The sequence below is a fragment of the Lysinibacillus sphaericus genome (genome assembly GCF_005217585.1).
GTDB lineage: Bacteria > Bacillota > Bacilli > Bacillales_A > Planococcaceae > Lysinibacillus > Lysinibacillus sphaericus.
Genome location: NZ_SZPT01000001.1, coordinates 1,054,933 through 1,069,892, shown reverse-complemented (window position 1 = coordinate 1,069,892; position 14,960 = coordinate 1,054,933). Strand labels below are relative to the sequence as shown.

The following is a 14,960-nucleotide window of genomic DNA, read 5'->3' as shown; positions in this document are numbered from 1 at the left end:
TTGTCTCACCTCAAAACAATTATAAAAGCAAATGCTAGCATTGCGTCAATAATATTATGACTTAGGTTTCCCCTGAATTCACCCACTGTTTTATGTTGCGGATTTCTCCGCAACCGAGCAATTTTTTCACTCGTAATATCTGCAGCTCTCCCTAAATCAAGGGCTCCAGCTGCAGCAAGATTTAGCATACCGAGCATCGCTGATATAATTTCATCTGTTTTCCAACCCGCCAGTGCAAGGTATTCCATTCCTTTCGCCGCTTCCGTAGGAGAAAACACCGTTGACTTCCCAAGCTTTTGTGCTTCTTCATTCAGTCTTGCAAAATCCGTTGCGGTTGCACTAGACACTGCAGATACTTTGGCCATCTGCGCTTCAAAATCCGCTGCTTTATTTAATGACGAGACAGCCACAGCCGTTGCAGCGGTGACTGAGCCAACTGCTGCCACACCTGCAGCACGTTTCGCTTTATTCATGCCACTATCAAAGGTAGCTTTCAACGCATTAAGACGGCGTTGGCTGCCTTCTAGCTGTTTTAATTCACGTGCTAATTTTGCGGTACCTTCTGCATATTGTGATTGATGAATCTTGCCATTACGGAACTCACGACCGAGGCGAGCCATCTCACGCTGTGCTTCACGTGAGCGTTTTTTTAAATCATTCAGGTTTGTTGTGGCTTTGCTAAAAACATTGTTGAAGGAGCTAGCGACTTTCCCGTTAATCTCAAAAGTCATATCATATGATCTTGATCTAGCCATCCTTTTTCGCTCCTTCCTCTAGTACTTCTTCCAGTACCTCTTTCCACTCTTTCAGTGACAGAAAGGATTGTTGTGCCCAATAGTCAATGGAGGTAAAGGAATTAGAGGCCATGACTAGTAGTAGTTTTCTTATATCTCTTGCGCCTCCCTGAGGACCTACAATCCTAACAAAAAATTACGAGCCGTAAAGGTCACTTCGATAAAGTCTGCGATCGATAATTTCATTAAATCGTCCGGTAAAATACCAGAAGCTTTGGACGCTAATTTTAATAAAACGTGTTGATTGTAAACGGAATTGAAACCTTCTGGGTGATCTTCTGTTTTTAATTCCGTATCAATTTGCAACACATCAGCGCCCGTCATGTTTCCAAAATCCATTTTAATTTCATTAAAAAGAGCCCCATCGATTTCGATAGGACTTTGTAATGTAATAACTTTTAAATTTGGATTTTCTACAACTACTTCTTGTTTTATTTCATTATCTTTCATTTATCGTCTGCTCCTTTTACATTAAAGTCCTAATGCTTCTCGAATTTTTGCGCTGTAATCAATGCCGTCCACTTTGTAGATATAGTTATGACGATCATATTCAAACATCATTTTGCCATTGTACTCAAGCTTTATATAGTAAACTTCAATCTCAGTGGAAGCTTCATACGGTGAGCCTTTTGCCACTTTTCCTAATGGATTTCCTAGTACAGATCCATGCACAAGTACTCTAGAAGGTACATTGAAGCGTGAACGTTTTTTTATATCATAGATTTGATTGGACATCCGTAAGTCTATTTTTAAGCTTTCTGGTTTATAAAAATCGATTAGCTCCCCTGTAATAACACGCCAATTAAGTTTAAGCTTCATCGACTCTAAATGACCGTAGTTTGGCGCCTCATATTCTCCTAAAATGCCAGCACCGTTCACAGTCTCTGCCATGAATTTTAACTCGGGTAATTCTGCATCCGTAATACCTAATAAATCAGGTTTATCATTTACAAAAACCCTAAAATCATTTATTTTTTCCGGAAACATGCTTGTCCCCCCTAATCAGTAATAAACAACGAATTATAATAATTCACATCAAACTCTAAAATATTATCAATATCTTGCGCTGGTGTCGGTTCAGCCACTAAATACCGGAAACGAATTTTTCCACTATTTAAATCCGTTAAAGGGTTATCTTCTTTTCTAAATTCAACGCGTCCGCCAATTAAAACCCCTTGACCTTGTAAACCGTTCAACCACATCCCCATCGTATCTAACACTCTATTAATTAGACGCGGTCCAATCGGCCCATCTACCATACTCCAAGTTGTTAAAATAATGGTGTTTCCTAACCAATTGTGCGTAATCCGAACAGGCGTAAAAATATCTTTGACATCCGTATTACCAGGGTATGCTCCCGTATAGTTCCCCCAAGCACGCCATCCACCAATAAAATTGATAGCCGTTGTAATACCTTGGTTGTTTAATAACTCCGCTTGATCCGGTGATAAATCGATTTCTTCATAACCACTGTCTTTCTCTACTAATAATTTGGTCATTGGTAATGATTTATTCGATGGCGATTCGTGTGGAAAATCCCCATTGTCATACGCCGTTTTCATAATACGGCAAGCAATGTGAGACGAAAGGTGATACACTTTATCGCCCATGCCAACAAGTGGCCAACAAACGACTTCATTATGGCCCGTATAATTGTTGGTGTTTTTCCATTCATTCACTTTTGTATACGTATTTGCAACACGAGTATTCACATCATCTAACACCTGTGCTTTGAAGTAGGAATTGATGGATGAAGACTTTGCTTTCATCACCGCTGCTACCGTTGGATCTTTTGAAAACTTAGGTGCAAGAACAAGACCTGGCACCATCCCTAGTTTAGGAAATACATTGTTCAGCAACTCTAAACCTGTACTTTTTCCAGATGCAATATCATAACCACCGATAATATGATTGTTGGTAATGACATTCGGCGTTACATAATCATAAGTGACATTGACCGTTGTTACATTGCCCTTTACTATTGCCAGTACAACTTGGCCATCTTCATTGAAAGACGCCATATAGTCTTCATCATGCTTCAATTTCGTTTCATTATTTTGAACAACTAGCGATTTTAATAAAATGCCCGTTGTTTCGATGACCACTTTTTTATTATGAATCGTTATGGATTCTGTTTTGCTTGCTTTATGTTTCGTAGGATCTAAAACATTTACAAACACAACTGGTGCTACTTTAAATTGTCTAAATGCTAAATCCGCCATTTCGCAAAGAGTGTAATTTGCCCAATCATCGGAGTACCCGAATGCTTTCACAAATTCCGCAAATGAATAGGCTAAAACAGGCTGATTCACGTTTTCTTGGGTTTCAGCCAAATGAATAGGGGCTGTACCAAAAACAACAGGAAGCGTCGCTGTGGCTACCACTGGTGCAGAAATAGAAGTAGGAACTTCTCGTACTCTTGAACCATGTCGTATCATCACTGTTTCACCTCACTAAAATAAGCTGCTGTTTTTGTAAACCACATCGATTCTACTGAATGCGCATCTAGTAAACGCTGTTGAACCTCCACGAGCTTTTCGGGGGCAATAAACATGTTTCGAAATGCCGGTGATTTTTCAAGGTGATCTTTAAAATGCTCCGGGTAACCCCCAACAAAAGAACTGAATCGTTGTAAACCGATTACGGGTGGCCCTACATAGATAAGAATCTCCTGCGGTACACTCTCTGTAATAACTTGACCTACTTGTTGTGGTGATGCTTGTTGGTTTTTAATCATTGAAGGCATCTCCAAACTCACTCCTATCTAATTGAACTACTGGTGTTGCAAATTCGACTTCCATGACGCCACGCCACAGCGGTTTCATTTGCTCTTCAAAAAGCGCCATTTCGATATCACCTGATAAGGAACCAGGGCCTACAAATCCGACTTCTTTTAACGCAAATTTCATTCGGTTCATGACATGCAGCGTATCTCGCCACCCTTGGCGTTCATCCTTGCTATACGTACCAATTAAAAATCTAAATTGCATCGTATTACTATCTTTTAAATTATCTTTTTCATACAAAAAACGAACAATGACGAATGGGTAGTCGTCCTGTTCGTTATCGTCATCACCACGTCGTGCATTCTTCTTCGGTGGCAAATAGCCATCATATACTGTTGGTGGTTTCCATATATCTTCATCTTTCGTTTGTAAGCGCATATCTGCCAAAGCATCTGTAAAAAAGGCAACTAATTCATCGGTCATATTTAAAGCATCCATCTTATCAGCCTCCGTATAATAGTCGATTCATTTCATGGTCAAGCCGTTTATCCAATGTTTTTTGAGCATGGGTCGTAATATTTGAAAACACTTTCGGTTCTCTCGTCATTTGTGCTATTGAAGGTCCGTATCGTCCCTTAATCGGCAACCGACTTTTCCCAACACGTGTAAAGGCGTTCATATGCGCATTCTCCATTTTTGCAACAAAGGCATGTGGAATGAGTTTTCTACTACTACCTTTTTTCACACGAGCGCGCACTGGCATAACATCGGGCATTGTAGGTGTGATATCAAACTTCATTAAAGGCGTTACGCCCCCACTTATATGAACATGCGCTGATAGCTGGCTAGCGGTCGCTTTCTTGACCTTCATCGGCTTTTTGACATCTAGAGATCGTATCACATACTTAGCTCGAACTTCCTGACTCGCCTTTGTTCTTGAAGACTCTGCAGATCGATTAATTGCACGAGCAAATAAAATCCGTGCTTCTTTTGGTGTTGTAGCAAACAGTGCTTCTAATACTTCCACTTGATGCATTTTTAGTTCAATCATATTCACACCTAACTTTCATTTGCGCTGACGACAATGCGGATAATCCCCATGTCCTCGCTCGCTTCTTCAACATAATATTCTTCGCCATCCAACATCAAACTGTTGCCTACTTTCGGAACATAGAAATCGCAACTTTTCACAAAGATTGTTTTAAGATGGACAAACACTTCTTGAGACGCACTTAACTGATCACGGCTATAGTCTTTCACATTTTCCACATTACTTTCTACAACTAAATCAAGGAATTCTCCATCTAATTCATGCACATCCGCCAATTCCAGACAATTAAAAAAGACATCTAAATCCTCGGCTACAAGGTCTTTAAATGTCCTATTCATCAGCGTCATCTTCTAGCAACGCATGCGCTTTTCCTTGCTGGATAATGGCTTGTATCACATCGTCTTTTTTCGAAATACCTGTTAAATCGACTCCAACTTCTTTTGCCGTACGTTTTAGATCTTCGGCATTGTATTCAGTGTCGAGCGCCATGCGAAGCTCTTCCATTTCTTCTGCAGGTATCGCTACCTTTCGATTTTCAACGCGTTGCTTTTGAAGCTCCTCTTCTGGCGAAAGTACATATTCTGCTGCCTTTAAGTGAACTAATCGTGATTCTTCTGCTTCTGTTAACCCATCGATAATCGCTCCTTTTCCATAAAACACATTATCGTGACAAATCGTATGTTTTGCTCGAATCATATGCGTACCCCCTTATAGCACTTTCGCTACAAACCAGCTATTTACTTCTTTTGGTATCGGCAACGGTTTGGCACTTAATTGCAAAATTTTTCGAGGAGGGCGTTTTTCCGTCCAAGAATCAGGGACACGATCTGCTTCGTAAGTGACCAAGTCATCACCTTTCGCAATGGTGATGGCTGCATAGGCCATTGAAAAATCTGCTTCCGTCGCTAGCAAGGCAATGGTTCCAGGAGGGACAATTGGCTTTACCTTATTATCGACATCATCATAATAACTGCTTGCATATTCATAAATCCGACCTACCCCTGCAATTGTACCGATATACGTTGCACCATTTGGTAATGTTTCAGGCCTTAGTTCACCGATATTTACATTACGAATATCTAATAGTTTTAATAAGTCATTATCCCTCAGTAGTACATCCGTTACATCTGGTGATATGACTACATTATCAACGTTAACAAAGCCTGTTTCTTGGACAGTTCGTACCCAACGTTTCAAATCAGCATATTTTTTTGATGTAAAAGCACTCCATAAATTCGACCCTGAAAGCGTCTCTCGATTCGTATGATTAAACGAAATCACATAATCGACACCTTCGCCTTTCACATTAATTTCACCATCAAAAATCGCCTGTGCACACATCACTTCTTCTCGACGTGTAATCATGGTATCGAGCTCTTTTAAATCTTTCACTAGCTTTGCTGCAGCTCGCTCATCTGGCGTACGAGAAGAATATAAATTTTCGCCCATTGAACGATTTTGTAAATCCGCAGCTGTTGTAATCGTCGTAGGTGCAACTAATGGTGGTGCAAATGTTTCTGTACGATAACCGCTATTTTCTACAACTTTACCACCGATTTTTTCACTTACATACGGCGCAATTTTGGCACGTCCTTTTTTAATATCTACATCGACTATATTTGTCGGCGATAGTTCTGTATCAGTAAATAACATATCTCGTAAAAATGTCGTGACACGAGGCATGCGTTCGGAAAACTTTAGCATCGTACGTGTTTCAAATAAATTGATAGCCATTGATTTATTCCTCCTTTTGCGGATCTGCTGGCACAGTATTTCTTAGTGTGATTCCGATATTGCTTAGAGCGATGTGATAGGGTACAACATCTGCATCCGCAGGTAAAATAATTTTACGAACATTAAATTCTCCCCGCTTGTAACAAACAGCAGGTTTCGTTTCATCAGTCGATGTTGCAATGGCATCCGCCATAATACCGTAAACATCTTTTGCAGAACTCGTTTTCGTCATGGCAACCGCTTGACCTTCTTCATTCAGAGCAAATACTTGTCCTACTGATAATTCTTGGTTTGCTGCCACTATGATAGGCTCTGATACGCCATCTGTTTGAAAGCCGCCTAGTAAATTATCAAACTCTAAAATCGGCATGTTATTTCACTCCATTCCCTAACACTTTATTAACAAGTGCATCAATTTCGTTGTCATCGTTATTCGTTGGTGCTTCCTGCCCTTCAATACCATTAAGTAGCAAAGCATCTTGTTGGATATTCACTAGCTTCGTTGTACGTTGTTGCGTCTGCGCGTTTAACAGTTGTAACGCTGTTTCAGCAGCCGTCATGCCTGTTTCAAACTTTGCTTTATTCAAGATTTCTTCAAAGCCTGGTAGTGCAATATTTTCGATTTCCTGAATACGTTGACGTTCAGCTGCAATTGCATCTTCTTTGGCATTATTTCGAATTTGCTCGACTAAGTCAGGGTGTTTACTTTCTAATTCCTTCACATCCATTTGTTGTTCCTCTCCTTCCATTGCTACTTGCTCACTCATTAGTGAAACATTGTTGTTGACGACTAAATTTGGCTCTCTTGCTAACAATTTGCGCATTTTGTCGATTACTGCTTTAGGTAATAAAGCATTGGAGCCAAAGTCTTGTGCTATTTGTGTTGAAGCAACGACTTCTACATCCTCTGTAAACATAATGTCATCGACAAAGCCATGCTCTACCGCTTGCTGTGCATTCATCCACGTCTCTGCGTCCATCATCTGCTTTAACTCGTCGTCTGACTTTTTTGTTTTCACTTTATAGGTTTGCATTATTGCTTCATTTGTTTTAATTAATAATTGCTTCATCGCTTCCATTTCACGATAATCACCTTGTGCAATAGTCGAGGCATTATGAATCATTAATGCGCCAACAGGAGCAATAACCGTCCGTTTTGTAGCCATTGCAATAATGGATGCTGCACTTGCACAAACACCAGTAATTTCGGCTACAGAATCACCAGGAAACTTTTTAATATGTGACCATATTTCAGACGCTGCATAAACAGATCCACCGGGACTATTAATATTAACGATTAGCTCTTTTTCGTTACTTGAGATTGCTTTATCGATTTGTTGCATAATGCGTTTAGGGCTAACAGCAGGAATACCATACCAGTCATAAATCCATTGTTCTCCGTCTGGTACAATCGCGCCACGAAGGTCAATCCTCATCGTCTATTCTCACCCCCTTCTCCTGTACAACATTTTTCATAATTTCTAAATAACTCATATCGAGCCCCGCCTCGCGACGTGCTTGTTCTTCACGCTCGCGCTGTGCGTGATTAAGCCAGTAGTTACCACCTGTTAGTTCTACCGTTTCACGTGCTCTTGTACTAAAGCCATTTTCCACACGTAACATCGCAGCCTGTACTTCTTTTAATGGGTCGAGTTGTCCTTGTGTCGGCCCGTTCCATTCAGCACCACAATAAGCTTTCCGCACCAATGGATTATCCAAAAAACCAGGTGCTTGAATTCTGCCAAGAAGGATCGCTTCTGTTAACCATTCCTCGTAAATTGGCTGGCAAAAACCATTTGCTAAAAACGTGCGCCGCATCTTAAACATCTTCCATGCTTCTAAAAGTGCAGCTCGTGAGGCTGAATAACTGGATGTAAAATGTTTTAATAAAATTTCATAAGGGAGCTCTAACGCTGTTCCAATTTGACGGCAAACCGCTACAACAAAAGGATCAAATGATGCATTATTGCGTGCTGGATTGGAGGTATTTGCTTTCTCCCCTTCTGCAAGCGCAACAATCGCACCTGCACCAAGTTCATAGCTTAATTCATCCTCTTTATCCACTTGTTCTTGTTCATTAATGGCTGACCCTAAAGGAGGCGCATCATACTCATCCTTCGTTTCAATGAAAACTGTAAACAGGGAAGACACAAGGGCAGCGGTTAACTCAGCGTCTGTATATCTTCCAAGCTGTTTTAAGCTCTCAATTACCGGCGCAAGGATTGGCACACCTCGTCGTTGCTCTGGCCGTTCAGACTCCATCAAATGCAATATATTTTGACGTCCGCTCTTCTGACCAAACTTGTCGATACGTACCCATTTTTTCTGACCGGTACTCTCCGCTAAAGGATGTGTATCACAAATATGGTAAGCAACAACTTCCCCATACCGACCAAGCTCCACGCCATTGATAATGTTTTTGCTTGCTCCATTTGGACTACAAATTCGATCACTTTCAAGCAACTGCACACGCAATCCATACCAATGTTGCTGATGGTTTCGATAAGGTAACGTTGCAAACACCTCTCCACTCATCAAACACGATATAAATGCTAGTTGTTGCAATTCATAAAAATTATTCATTTGCAACGCATCACACATAATCGAATCCGCCCACAAAGCAAATTCGCGCTCAACCGTCGTTTCCCAGGCATCCGCTTCCTCAATAGACAAACCTAAAAACTCATGGTCAATTTGGCTGTTTAAAATCAAACCGTAGCCTACCACATTCGTTCGTATCGTTTTAATTGAGCCAGTAGCAAGTGGGGTGTTCATATACAGGTCACGGGATCGTTGACGCAATGTATCTTGATTGTCGTCGATATCTTCTTTTGTGGAACCACCTTTAAAAATCCAACCAATCATCGATTTTTTACGCTTATTCGCGCCACTATTGGCGTAACCTGAATTGATAATTTGTAGTCGCTTGCGAGCACCTGCACGCTTCAATGCTCTTTCAGGCGAAACAACCTCGATCGCTTTATCCAATAAGTTCACTTGTTACACCCCCTACAAATCACGTGGCACAACTCGTATCACTCGTCTACGACTTCGACCATACTCTCGCATTTCAGCTAAAGCTAATTCGCTTCTCCAAAACTTTATTTGGTCCCTGACTTGCGCCAAATTTGCACGGTCAAAACGTCTATTTTCTAACGAATAACTCTGATTAATGGCGATTTTCGCCTCTGCCTCCAACCAAATAGCTAACCTTTCTCTACATTCATCAACTGTAAAAGCCATCTTCTACACTCCTTTAGAAATCACTCTCCGCTTACGTTTTTTCCGCCTCGTTGTTTGCGTATAAATGTTGCTCGTTAAATTATGTTCAGCAAGATAGTTCAAATCCGGATTTAAAATACGTAAAGCAGCTGTTGCATAGTTTCGTATATCAAGCGGTTCATTACGTATATTGGAAGAACGTTTCACCCATTCAATACGCGGCACACCTTTGAAAAAGCGTGTCACTTTTCTTTCTGCTGTTAAGCCAATAAAAAAAGCCTCGTCATACCCTTTATCCGCTTCTAACGGAAAATGGCAATAACCAGGCTTATCTTCGTATTTATTTTTCAATCGGGAATAAATTAAATCCTTCCCTTCATTGACGCCAAGCGTAAACAAATGCACTTGTTGTCTCCCTACTTTTGACGGTTTATTAATATAAGGGACGCCATTACCGCCCTTCCCTTTAATCGCAAATACTCGGCGATGCTCCCTGTCTTTACAAAAATCATAGACCTCACTTGTATAATGCCCACCTGAATCCACACAAGTGGCAGCAACACAAAGCTTTACACCGTCGTTCCGTATATAATCTTTCAATAAAAACGCATCAACTTGATTCCATACAGCTTGCTGAGCGGGATCTCCGTAAAATATTTTATAAGCGATTCCCCAGGAAATTTCATCCACTCCCCAGCCTACTATCTCCACTTCTAGACGGTCATCTTGCACATCGACACCTGCTGTCAGCACTAATACATCCTTAGGCACTTCACAATCATAACGAACACGTCTGGAAACAAGCTTTGTATGGTCTTGGTCATTGGTCTTTTCTTCCCAAGATTCCCCGAGCGTTGTATTGACCCACGTTTTAAATGTTTCTAGCCCTTTACGTTTCGCTTCTTTAAATTCCGCAATAATCTTTGCCCATTTCTCCCAAGGTGATGCTAGTGCATTCAGATGAAAACCTCGCTTCGACGCTTCAGGATTTCGCGCAATCCATTTTCCAGGACGTGACTTCCACTCCACTTCGTTATGTTGTGCCTTACAATGCACACATTCCATCGTCACTGTCTGAAAACGAATTTGTGGCCAACTATACGGTTGAAATAACCCACAGCTCGGACAAGATACACACCATTGTTCCATTGTACTTTCTTCATATTCCGCTTCAATTCTCGATGCACCTTTAATAGTAGGTGTCGATACAGATACCCATTTACTATTCCAAAAAGTCTTTGTTCGCTTCTGCGCAAGTGCTAATGGATCTCCTTCAGCACCTGCAGATGCTGGGAACCGGTCTACCTCATCAGCAAGGATTAAACGAACAGGTCGAGAAGATAGACTTGCAGGTGAATTGGCTCCAACAAGCGTTAAATGGCCACCAGGAAACTTCTTTTGTAGCAACGTATTATTTCCGTCCTTCGCCTTTGGACTATTAATTTTCTTCGTTAATGTTGGTGTATCCCGTATCATAGCGGCTATCCGGTCTTTTGAATAGGCCTCTGCCATTTCAAGCGTTGGCTGCATTAAAAGCATTGGTGACGGATCATAATCGATATAGTAACCGATAATATTGTTTAATATTTCGGATTTCCCAACTTGCGCAGAAGACATTACGACAATTTGATCAACTCCTGGATCATTGACTGCATCCATGATTTCTCTTTGATATGGTGCACGCTCCGTATTCCATCGCCCATGCTCAGCTGACGATTCCTTGGATAGCACACGATGCTTATCTGCCCACTGCGATACCGTAAGCTTTGGAGGAGGCGCTACTAAGTTAGCAATTTCTTTAAACAGGCTCATTGTCTGTTTTTGGACCATCTTCATCACCTTCCAATTCCAATTCAACATCATCTTGTGTGAAATACTGTGCTGCATCATACTCAGCAAGCTCTGCTAATGCCTCATGAATATCTCTTTCTAGTAATGCCTCTATCATCTTCGGATCATCCTTACTTGCTAACAGTAACGCAGACTTCGAGGGGAGCGACAACATCTTTGAACGAAATGCCATCACCATATGATTTTGAATTTTCTCCACCTCATCAGCCTTATGCATTTCTCGTTTTAGATGTGCCAACTCAATTTCAGCCTTCTCCCGCTTCGCCTTCTCATGCAGCCATTTCTCATAATCTAATGACTCCATCACCTTGTTCTCATCAATGCCATCAAAGGACATTTTCAAAAAAGTAATATAGCGACTGACGGTATCGATCAGATCATAACGGCCATGAGCAACACGCGCAATCACACCTTCTTCGACTAAATAACGAACATTCCTTTCCGTCATATTAAACATTTTGGCAATCGTTTTCGTATTGACAATCGTTCGATCATTCAATTTCGTTTTCGCTGTCACTCATACACTCACCTCACTTAATTTACAGGATGGAAGGAACACCTTTTTCAACATTAAATCTAGCGCTTTTTCGGGCCTCGGAGACCCGCAGGCTGGCGTTCTTGGGTAGAAGAACCTAACAGTTTTTGGAATGATTTTGCATTTCAATGTCCAAATAAAAAACGACACCTCGACATCGCATCGAAGTATCGTTCACTCATTCCATTAACTTACATTTATCACACACTAATATAATATCACATTCAAAAACAAAATCTCTGCCACTATTCTGCCAACATTATGCCATGGAATTTTAAATATCTTTAAATAAAGATAGAAAATATTTTGCCTTTGCTCTTCTGCCTTTTTCAGTTCCCAAATTTTTTGCAAATATCCAAATACACATGACATAAATGATTACCATTGTAAATAAGTAAAATCCTGTAGGCATTATTTCATCAAGGAATACTTTGTAAATACCTAAAAAGCTCAATATTAAAGCAATTATCCCTGTAAAAACAGTAGTAAGGTCATGACGTTCTTCCATAAGAACTAATCTTGATACTAGAATTCTTTTCCTATGGGCACTAATACTTTTATATGTATTCATATTTTCAAAAAACCTAGTCTCTGAAGCATATTTAACACTATAATTTCGTTCTAAGAAATCTAAAAGAATCTTATCATCTTTCTCAAAAATATGTGCTTCTAAATCTTTTTTAACCCCTTGTTCATTGTTTACCTCCTAATATCCACACCCTTATTTTACCACATTCACTTTCTCTTTCACCTTAACATATCTAACATTCTGTTAATGTGCAGAAAGTGTGAAATAACTAGATTTCTCAACACTTTACACCCTGTTCAAATCATGAGCTTTACAAGTCTTTATTTTGTAAATGTCTTTAGTGTGTGAAAGTGTTAAATATTTTTAGAACTTTCACCCTTTCCTAAAATAAGCAAAATAAAAATAGCACCAACTTATCAGTGCTATTTTAAAATTTCAAACGCTTATTTAATTTTTGATACGCTTGATCGATGGCATCTTGATTTACCCCAATATATTTCAATGTAATATAAGGAGCTGAATGATTAAAAATATCCTGCAGCAAGGCGACATCTTTCTCTTCTTGATACACATGATAGCCAAAGGTCTTGCGTAAAGTATGTGTCCCTATTTCGTCCAAGCCATTAGCCAATGCAGCAGCACGCAAAATCGAATATGCCCTTACTCTTGTAATTGGTTTATTTTTACCTTGTCGTGATTTGAATAAATACTCCTGGTCTTCCTTATCTTCAATGTACGGAATGAGCACTTTTTGCAGTTCTTTTAATATCGGAATGCGCTTCGTCTTATTCTGCTTCTTTTTCTGTACCTTTGACTCTTTTATAAACAACACATGCTTATGCCGAACATCTCCTACCTTTAAACGCAATATATCGCTTATTCTAAGCCCAGTATAAATACCAAAACAGAAAAGCAATTCATCACGTGGATTATCCCGCAACGTTTTACGAACTTCACGAATCTTGTCTATATCACGTATTGGCTGGACAAAATTCATTGGCTCTTCACCTCATCCCCCTCATATACCTCCACGCGCAACGCTAAAGCCAATTTATACAATGCTTGTGCCTTAATACGATAAAACGTTCGCTCACTAATATGGAGCTTTTTTGAAATCTGATAATTAAACAAAGGTGTTTCCTCTAAACAAGCCATGACAATAATCTGTCGCTCTTTTTGAGTCAATTTGTAAAAAGCACGATTAAATCTTTCAAAAAAGGCTTTCGCTTGTTTATAATGCTCTACATTTCGGATCGCTGCATTTTCAACTTTTGAATGAAATCCTCCACTATATGATGGCATGTTTAAGTTATAATTCGCAGTAATCGTAGGCAATAAATCTTCAGGTGTCGTTAGTTGATACGTTCGATATTGTCGTAAGACCTTTTCTATGGCTTTTTGTGTTGCCTTGCCATCAATATTTTTTAGAATATCCACTAATCATCTCTCCTTTGGTTAAAATAAAAAGAGGACAACAAAAGACGGCAGCTTGTTTGCTGCTATCCAATGTTGTCCTCCAAGCGGGCTGGTAGAACTAATTTTTTCTTTATAACATTTTAGAATTAATAATTCCATTTAAAAAATAGATTTTAATAATTTTTAGTATTTGTAGTATTATCAAATTAATAATTTTAAAGTTGTTAATAAATCCATACCTTTATCTGTAATTATTATGCCGTCTTTAATTGGTTTTATAACATCGTTATAAATCAACTCATTTATTAAATTATTTCCGTCATAAAGAAAATCTGCTTCCCTTAAAAATAATTCTTTAATTTCTAAGCTTGACATCTTTTTCAAATCTGAAATATTATGTCGACGCAGTATATCTATCAAAAAGTAATTTAAATCACTATTTTTCATTATATATTTATTATTATCTAAGCGTACTTTTAATTCTTTATTTTCTTTTTGAATTTGAGAAAGGCGCTCCTCATATTTTATTATATCCTCTGGTGAAATGTTTCCCTGCACAATAACTTTTTTCATCTCTTCCATCATTGTTTCCATTTCTTTAAGAACATTATTCTGTAAGTTTGAATTAATACCAGGTAAATTATCAAACCTTTCATTAAGTCTATTACTATAACCTTCAATATTTCTCAAAGCCTCGCTAAAGCTTCCATCCATTTTAGATAACGTTTTTGCTATATCACGTGTATGGGTATAAGATCTATCATAAAAATCATTACTTTGCTCAGTAGCTTTAAAATAAAAAATCGAAGATAAAAATATAGAGAAAAATGCCAATAACGTTGAAAGTACTGTAGCAACATCAATTCCAAAATTTTCACCAATAATAACATTATATATTGTAATAAAGACACCTGTAATTACTACTATAATTACGGAAACTACAATTAACCAACTATATCTATTTTTTATTTTTTCATCTAAAGTATAATTTTTATTGTTAATTACACTTTTTTCTACGGATTCGTTACTTTTTGCATCACTACTTTCTTTCGATTCATAATAACGTTGTATAGTTCCCATTTACTACTCCTCATTCCATATT

20 protein-coding genes are annotated in these 14,960 nt (G+C 39.0%); all 20 read right to left on the bottom strand.

All coding sequences use genetic code 11. The features are described from left to right. Positions 1 to 5: 5 nt before the first annotated feature. The gene (locus FC748_RS22185; protein WP_202974235.1) at positions 6 to 755 is read right to left on the bottom strand and encodes a phage tail tape measure protein; all 750 of its coding nucleotides are present in this window, start codon (positions 753 to 755) and stop codon (positions 6 to 8) included. Positions 756 to 911: 156 nt separating this feature from the next. Continuing rightward, positions 912 to 1,244, bottom strand: a complete 333-nt coding sequence (locus FC748_RS05455) for a phage tail assembly protein (RefSeq protein ID WP_108030247.1) — start codon at positions 1,242 to 1,244, stop codon at positions 912 to 914. A gap of 21 nt (positions 1,245 to 1,265) precedes the next feature. Continuing rightward, the gene (locus FC748_RS05450) at positions 1,266 to 1,781 is read right to left on the bottom strand and encodes a phage major tail tube protein (protein ID WP_108030246.1); all 516 of its coding nucleotides are present in this window, start codon (positions 1,779 to 1,781) and stop codon (positions 1,266 to 1,268) included. A gap of 11 nt (positions 1,782 to 1,792) precedes the next feature. After that, positions 1,793 to 3,235, bottom strand: coding sequence for a phage tail sheath family protein (locus FC748_RS05445; RefSeq protein ID WP_108030245.1), 1,443 nt, complete (start codon positions 3,233 to 3,235; stop codon positions 1,793 to 1,795). Continuing rightward, a complete protein-coding gene (locus FC748_RS05440; protein WP_108030244.1) occupies positions 3,232 to 3,531 on the bottom strand; it encodes a hypothetical protein in 300 nt (99 codons plus the stop codon). The genes FC748_RS05445 and FC748_RS05440 overlap by 4 nt, the downstream gene beginning before the upstream one ends. Continuing rightward, positions 3,524 to 4,018, bottom strand: a complete 495-nt coding sequence (locus tag FC748_RS05435; protein ID WP_108030243.1) for a hypothetical protein — start codon at positions 4,016 to 4,018, stop codon at positions 3,524 to 3,526. Before FC748_RS05435 ends, FC748_RS05440 begins: the two co-directional genes overlap by 8 nt. Positions 4,019 to 4,022: 4 nt before the next feature. Beyond that, a complete protein-coding gene (locus FC748_RS05430) occupies positions 4,023 to 4,571 on the bottom strand; it encodes a phage tail protein (protein WP_108030242.1) in 549 nt (182 codons plus the stop codon). 8 nt (positions 4,572 to 4,579) lie between these two features. Further along, a complete protein-coding gene (locus tag FC748_RS05425; protein WP_167492635.1) occupies positions 4,580 to 4,909 on the bottom strand; it encodes a hypothetical protein in 330 nt (109 codons plus the stop codon). Beyond that, the gene (locus FC748_RS05420) at positions 4,902 to 5,267 is read right to left on the bottom strand and encodes a hypothetical protein (protein WP_108030240.1); all 366 of its coding nucleotides are present in this window, start codon (positions 5,265 to 5,267) and stop codon (positions 4,902 to 4,904) included. Before FC748_RS05420 ends, FC748_RS05425 begins: the two co-directional genes overlap by 8 nt. Positions 5,268 to 5,279: 12 nt before the next feature. Continuing rightward, entirely contained in the window at positions 5,280 to 6,305 is a 1,026-nt protein-coding gene (locus tag FC748_RS05415; protein WP_108030239.1) for a major capsid protein, read from the bottom strand. A 4-nt stretch (positions 6,306 to 6,309) separates the two neighbouring features. Further along, positions 6,310 to 6,675 carry a head decoration protein gene (locus FC748_RS05410; RefSeq protein WP_108030238.1) on the bottom strand — a complete coding sequence of 122 codons (366 nt, stop codon included), beginning with the start codon at positions 6,673 to 6,675 and terminating at the stop codon, positions 6,310 to 6,312. A 1-nt stretch (position 6,676) separates the two neighbouring features. Beyond that, positions 6,677 to 7,741 carry a head maturation protease, ClpP-related gene (locus FC748_RS05405; RefSeq protein ID WP_108030237.1) on the bottom strand — a complete coding sequence of 355 codons (1,065 nt, stop codon included), beginning with the start codon at positions 7,739 to 7,741 and terminating at the stop codon, positions 6,677 to 6,679. Further along, on the bottom strand, positions 7,731 to 9,302 hold the full coding sequence (locus FC748_RS05400; protein ID WP_108030236.1) for a phage portal protein: 1,572 nt from the start codon (positions 9,300 to 9,302) through the stop codon (positions 7,731 to 7,733). Before FC748_RS05400 ends, FC748_RS05405 begins: the two co-directional genes overlap by 11 nt. A 12-nt stretch (positions 9,303 to 9,314) precedes the next feature. Next, entirely contained in the window at positions 9,315 to 9,548 is a 234-nt protein-coding gene (locus FC748_RS05395; protein ID WP_025219718.1) for a DUF6148 family protein, read from the bottom strand. Positions 9,549 to 9,551: 3 nt separating this feature from the next. Further along, a complete protein-coding gene (locus FC748_RS05390) occupies positions 9,552 to 11,357 on the bottom strand; it encodes a phage terminase large subunit family protein (protein WP_202974234.1) in 1,806 nt (601 codons plus the stop codon). Then, positions 11,326 to 11,895: a hypothetical protein gene (locus FC748_RS05385; protein ID WP_108030234.1), complete on the bottom strand. Its 570-nt coding sequence runs from the start codon at positions 11,893 to 11,895 to the stop codon at positions 11,326 to 11,328. The genes FC748_RS05390 and FC748_RS05385 overlap by 32 nt, the downstream gene beginning before the upstream one ends. A gap of 292 nt (positions 11,896 to 12,187) precedes the next feature. Further along, positions 12,188 to 12,421: a hypothetical protein gene (locus tag FC748_RS05380; RefSeq protein WP_137102290.1), complete on the bottom strand. Its 234-nt coding sequence runs from the start codon at positions 12,419 to 12,421 to the stop codon at positions 12,188 to 12,190. A 448-nt stretch (positions 12,422 to 12,869) separates the two neighbouring features. Next, entirely contained in the window at positions 12,870 to 13,439 is a 570-nt protein-coding gene (locus tag FC748_RS05375) for a tyrosine-type recombinase/integrase (protein ID WP_108030232.1), read from the bottom strand. Beyond that, on the bottom strand, positions 13,436 to 13,879 hold the full coding sequence (locus FC748_RS05370; RefSeq protein ID WP_108030231.1) for an ArpU family phage packaging/lysis transcriptional regulator: 444 nt from the start codon (positions 13,877 to 13,879) through the stop codon (positions 13,436 to 13,438). The genes FC748_RS05375 and FC748_RS05370 overlap by 4 nt, the downstream gene beginning before the upstream one ends. 180 nt (positions 13,880 to 14,059) lie before the next feature. Then, positions 14,060 to 14,938 carry a hypothetical protein gene (locus tag FC748_RS05365; protein WP_025219723.1) on the bottom strand — a complete coding sequence of 293 codons (879 nt, stop codon included), beginning with the start codon at positions 14,936 to 14,938 and terminating at the stop codon, positions 14,060 to 14,062. Positions 14,939 to 14,960 lie beyond the last annotated feature (22 nt).

What these genes read in the sequence shown, in the direction of transcription:
- FC748_RS22185 (WP_202974235.1), bottom strand. Translation starts at nt 755, where the DNA reads ATGGCTAGATCAAGATCATATGATATGACTTTTGAGATTAACGGGAAA.
- FC748_RS05455 (WP_108030247.1), bottom strand. Translation starts at nt 1,244, where the DNA reads ATGAAAGATAATGAAATAAAACAAGAAGTAGTTGTAGAAAATCCAAAT.
- FC748_RS05450 (WP_108030246.1), bottom strand. Translation starts at nt 1,781, where the DNA reads ATGTTTCCGGAAAAAATAAATGATTTTAGGGTTTTTGTAAATGATAAA.
- FC748_RS05440 (WP_108030244.1), bottom strand. Translation starts at nt 3,531, where the DNA reads ATGATTAAAAACCAACAAGCATCACCACAACAAGTAGGTCAAGTTATT.
- FC748_RS05435 (WP_108030243.1), bottom strand. Translation starts at nt 4,018, where the DNA reads ATGGATGCTTTAAATATGACCGATGAATTAGTTGCCTTTTTTACAGAT.
- FC748_RS05430 (WP_108030242.1), bottom strand. Translation starts at nt 4,571, where the DNA reads ATGATTGAACTAAAAATGCATCAAGTGGAAGTATTAGAAGCACTGTTT.
- FC748_RS05425 (WP_167492635.1), bottom strand. Translation starts at nt 4,909, where the DNA reads ATGAATAGGACATTTAAAGACCTTGTAGCCGAGGATTTAGATGTCTTT.
- FC748_RS05420 (WP_108030240.1), bottom strand. Translation starts at nt 5,267, where the DNA reads ATGATTCGAGCAAAACATACGATTTGTCACGATAATGTGTTTTATGGA.
- FC748_RS05415 (WP_108030239.1), bottom strand. Translation starts at nt 6,305, where the DNA reads ATGGCTATCAATTTATTTGAAACACGTACGATGCTAAAGTTTTCCGAA.
- FC748_RS05410 (WP_108030238.1), bottom strand. Translation starts at nt 6,675, where the DNA reads ATGCCGATTTTAGAGTTTGATAATTTACTAGGCGGCTTTCAAACAGAT.
- FC748_RS05405 (WP_108030237.1), bottom strand. Translation starts at nt 7,741, where the DNA reads ATGAGGATTGACCTTCGTGGCGCGATTGTACCAGACGGAGAACAATGG.
- FC748_RS05395 (WP_025219718.1), bottom strand. Translation starts at nt 9,548, where the DNA reads ATGGCTTTTACAGTTGATGAATGTAGAGAAAGGTTAGCTATTTGGTTG.
- FC748_RS05390 (WP_202974234.1), bottom strand. Translation starts at nt 11,357, where the DNA reads ATGGTCCAAAAACAGACAATGAGCCTGTTTAAAGAAATTGCTAACTTA.
- FC748_RS05380 (WP_137102290.1), bottom strand. Translation starts at nt 12,421, where the DNA reads ATGGAAGAACGTCATGACCTTACTACTGTTTTTACAGGGATAATTGCT.
- FC748_RS05375 (WP_108030232.1), bottom strand. Translation starts at nt 13,439, where the DNA reads ATGAATTTTGTCCAGCCAATACGTGATATAGACAAGATTCGTGAAGTT.
- FC748_RS05365 (WP_025219723.1), bottom strand. Translation starts at nt 14,938, where the DNA reads ATGGGAACTATACAACGTTATTATGAATCGAAAGAAAGTAGTGATGCA.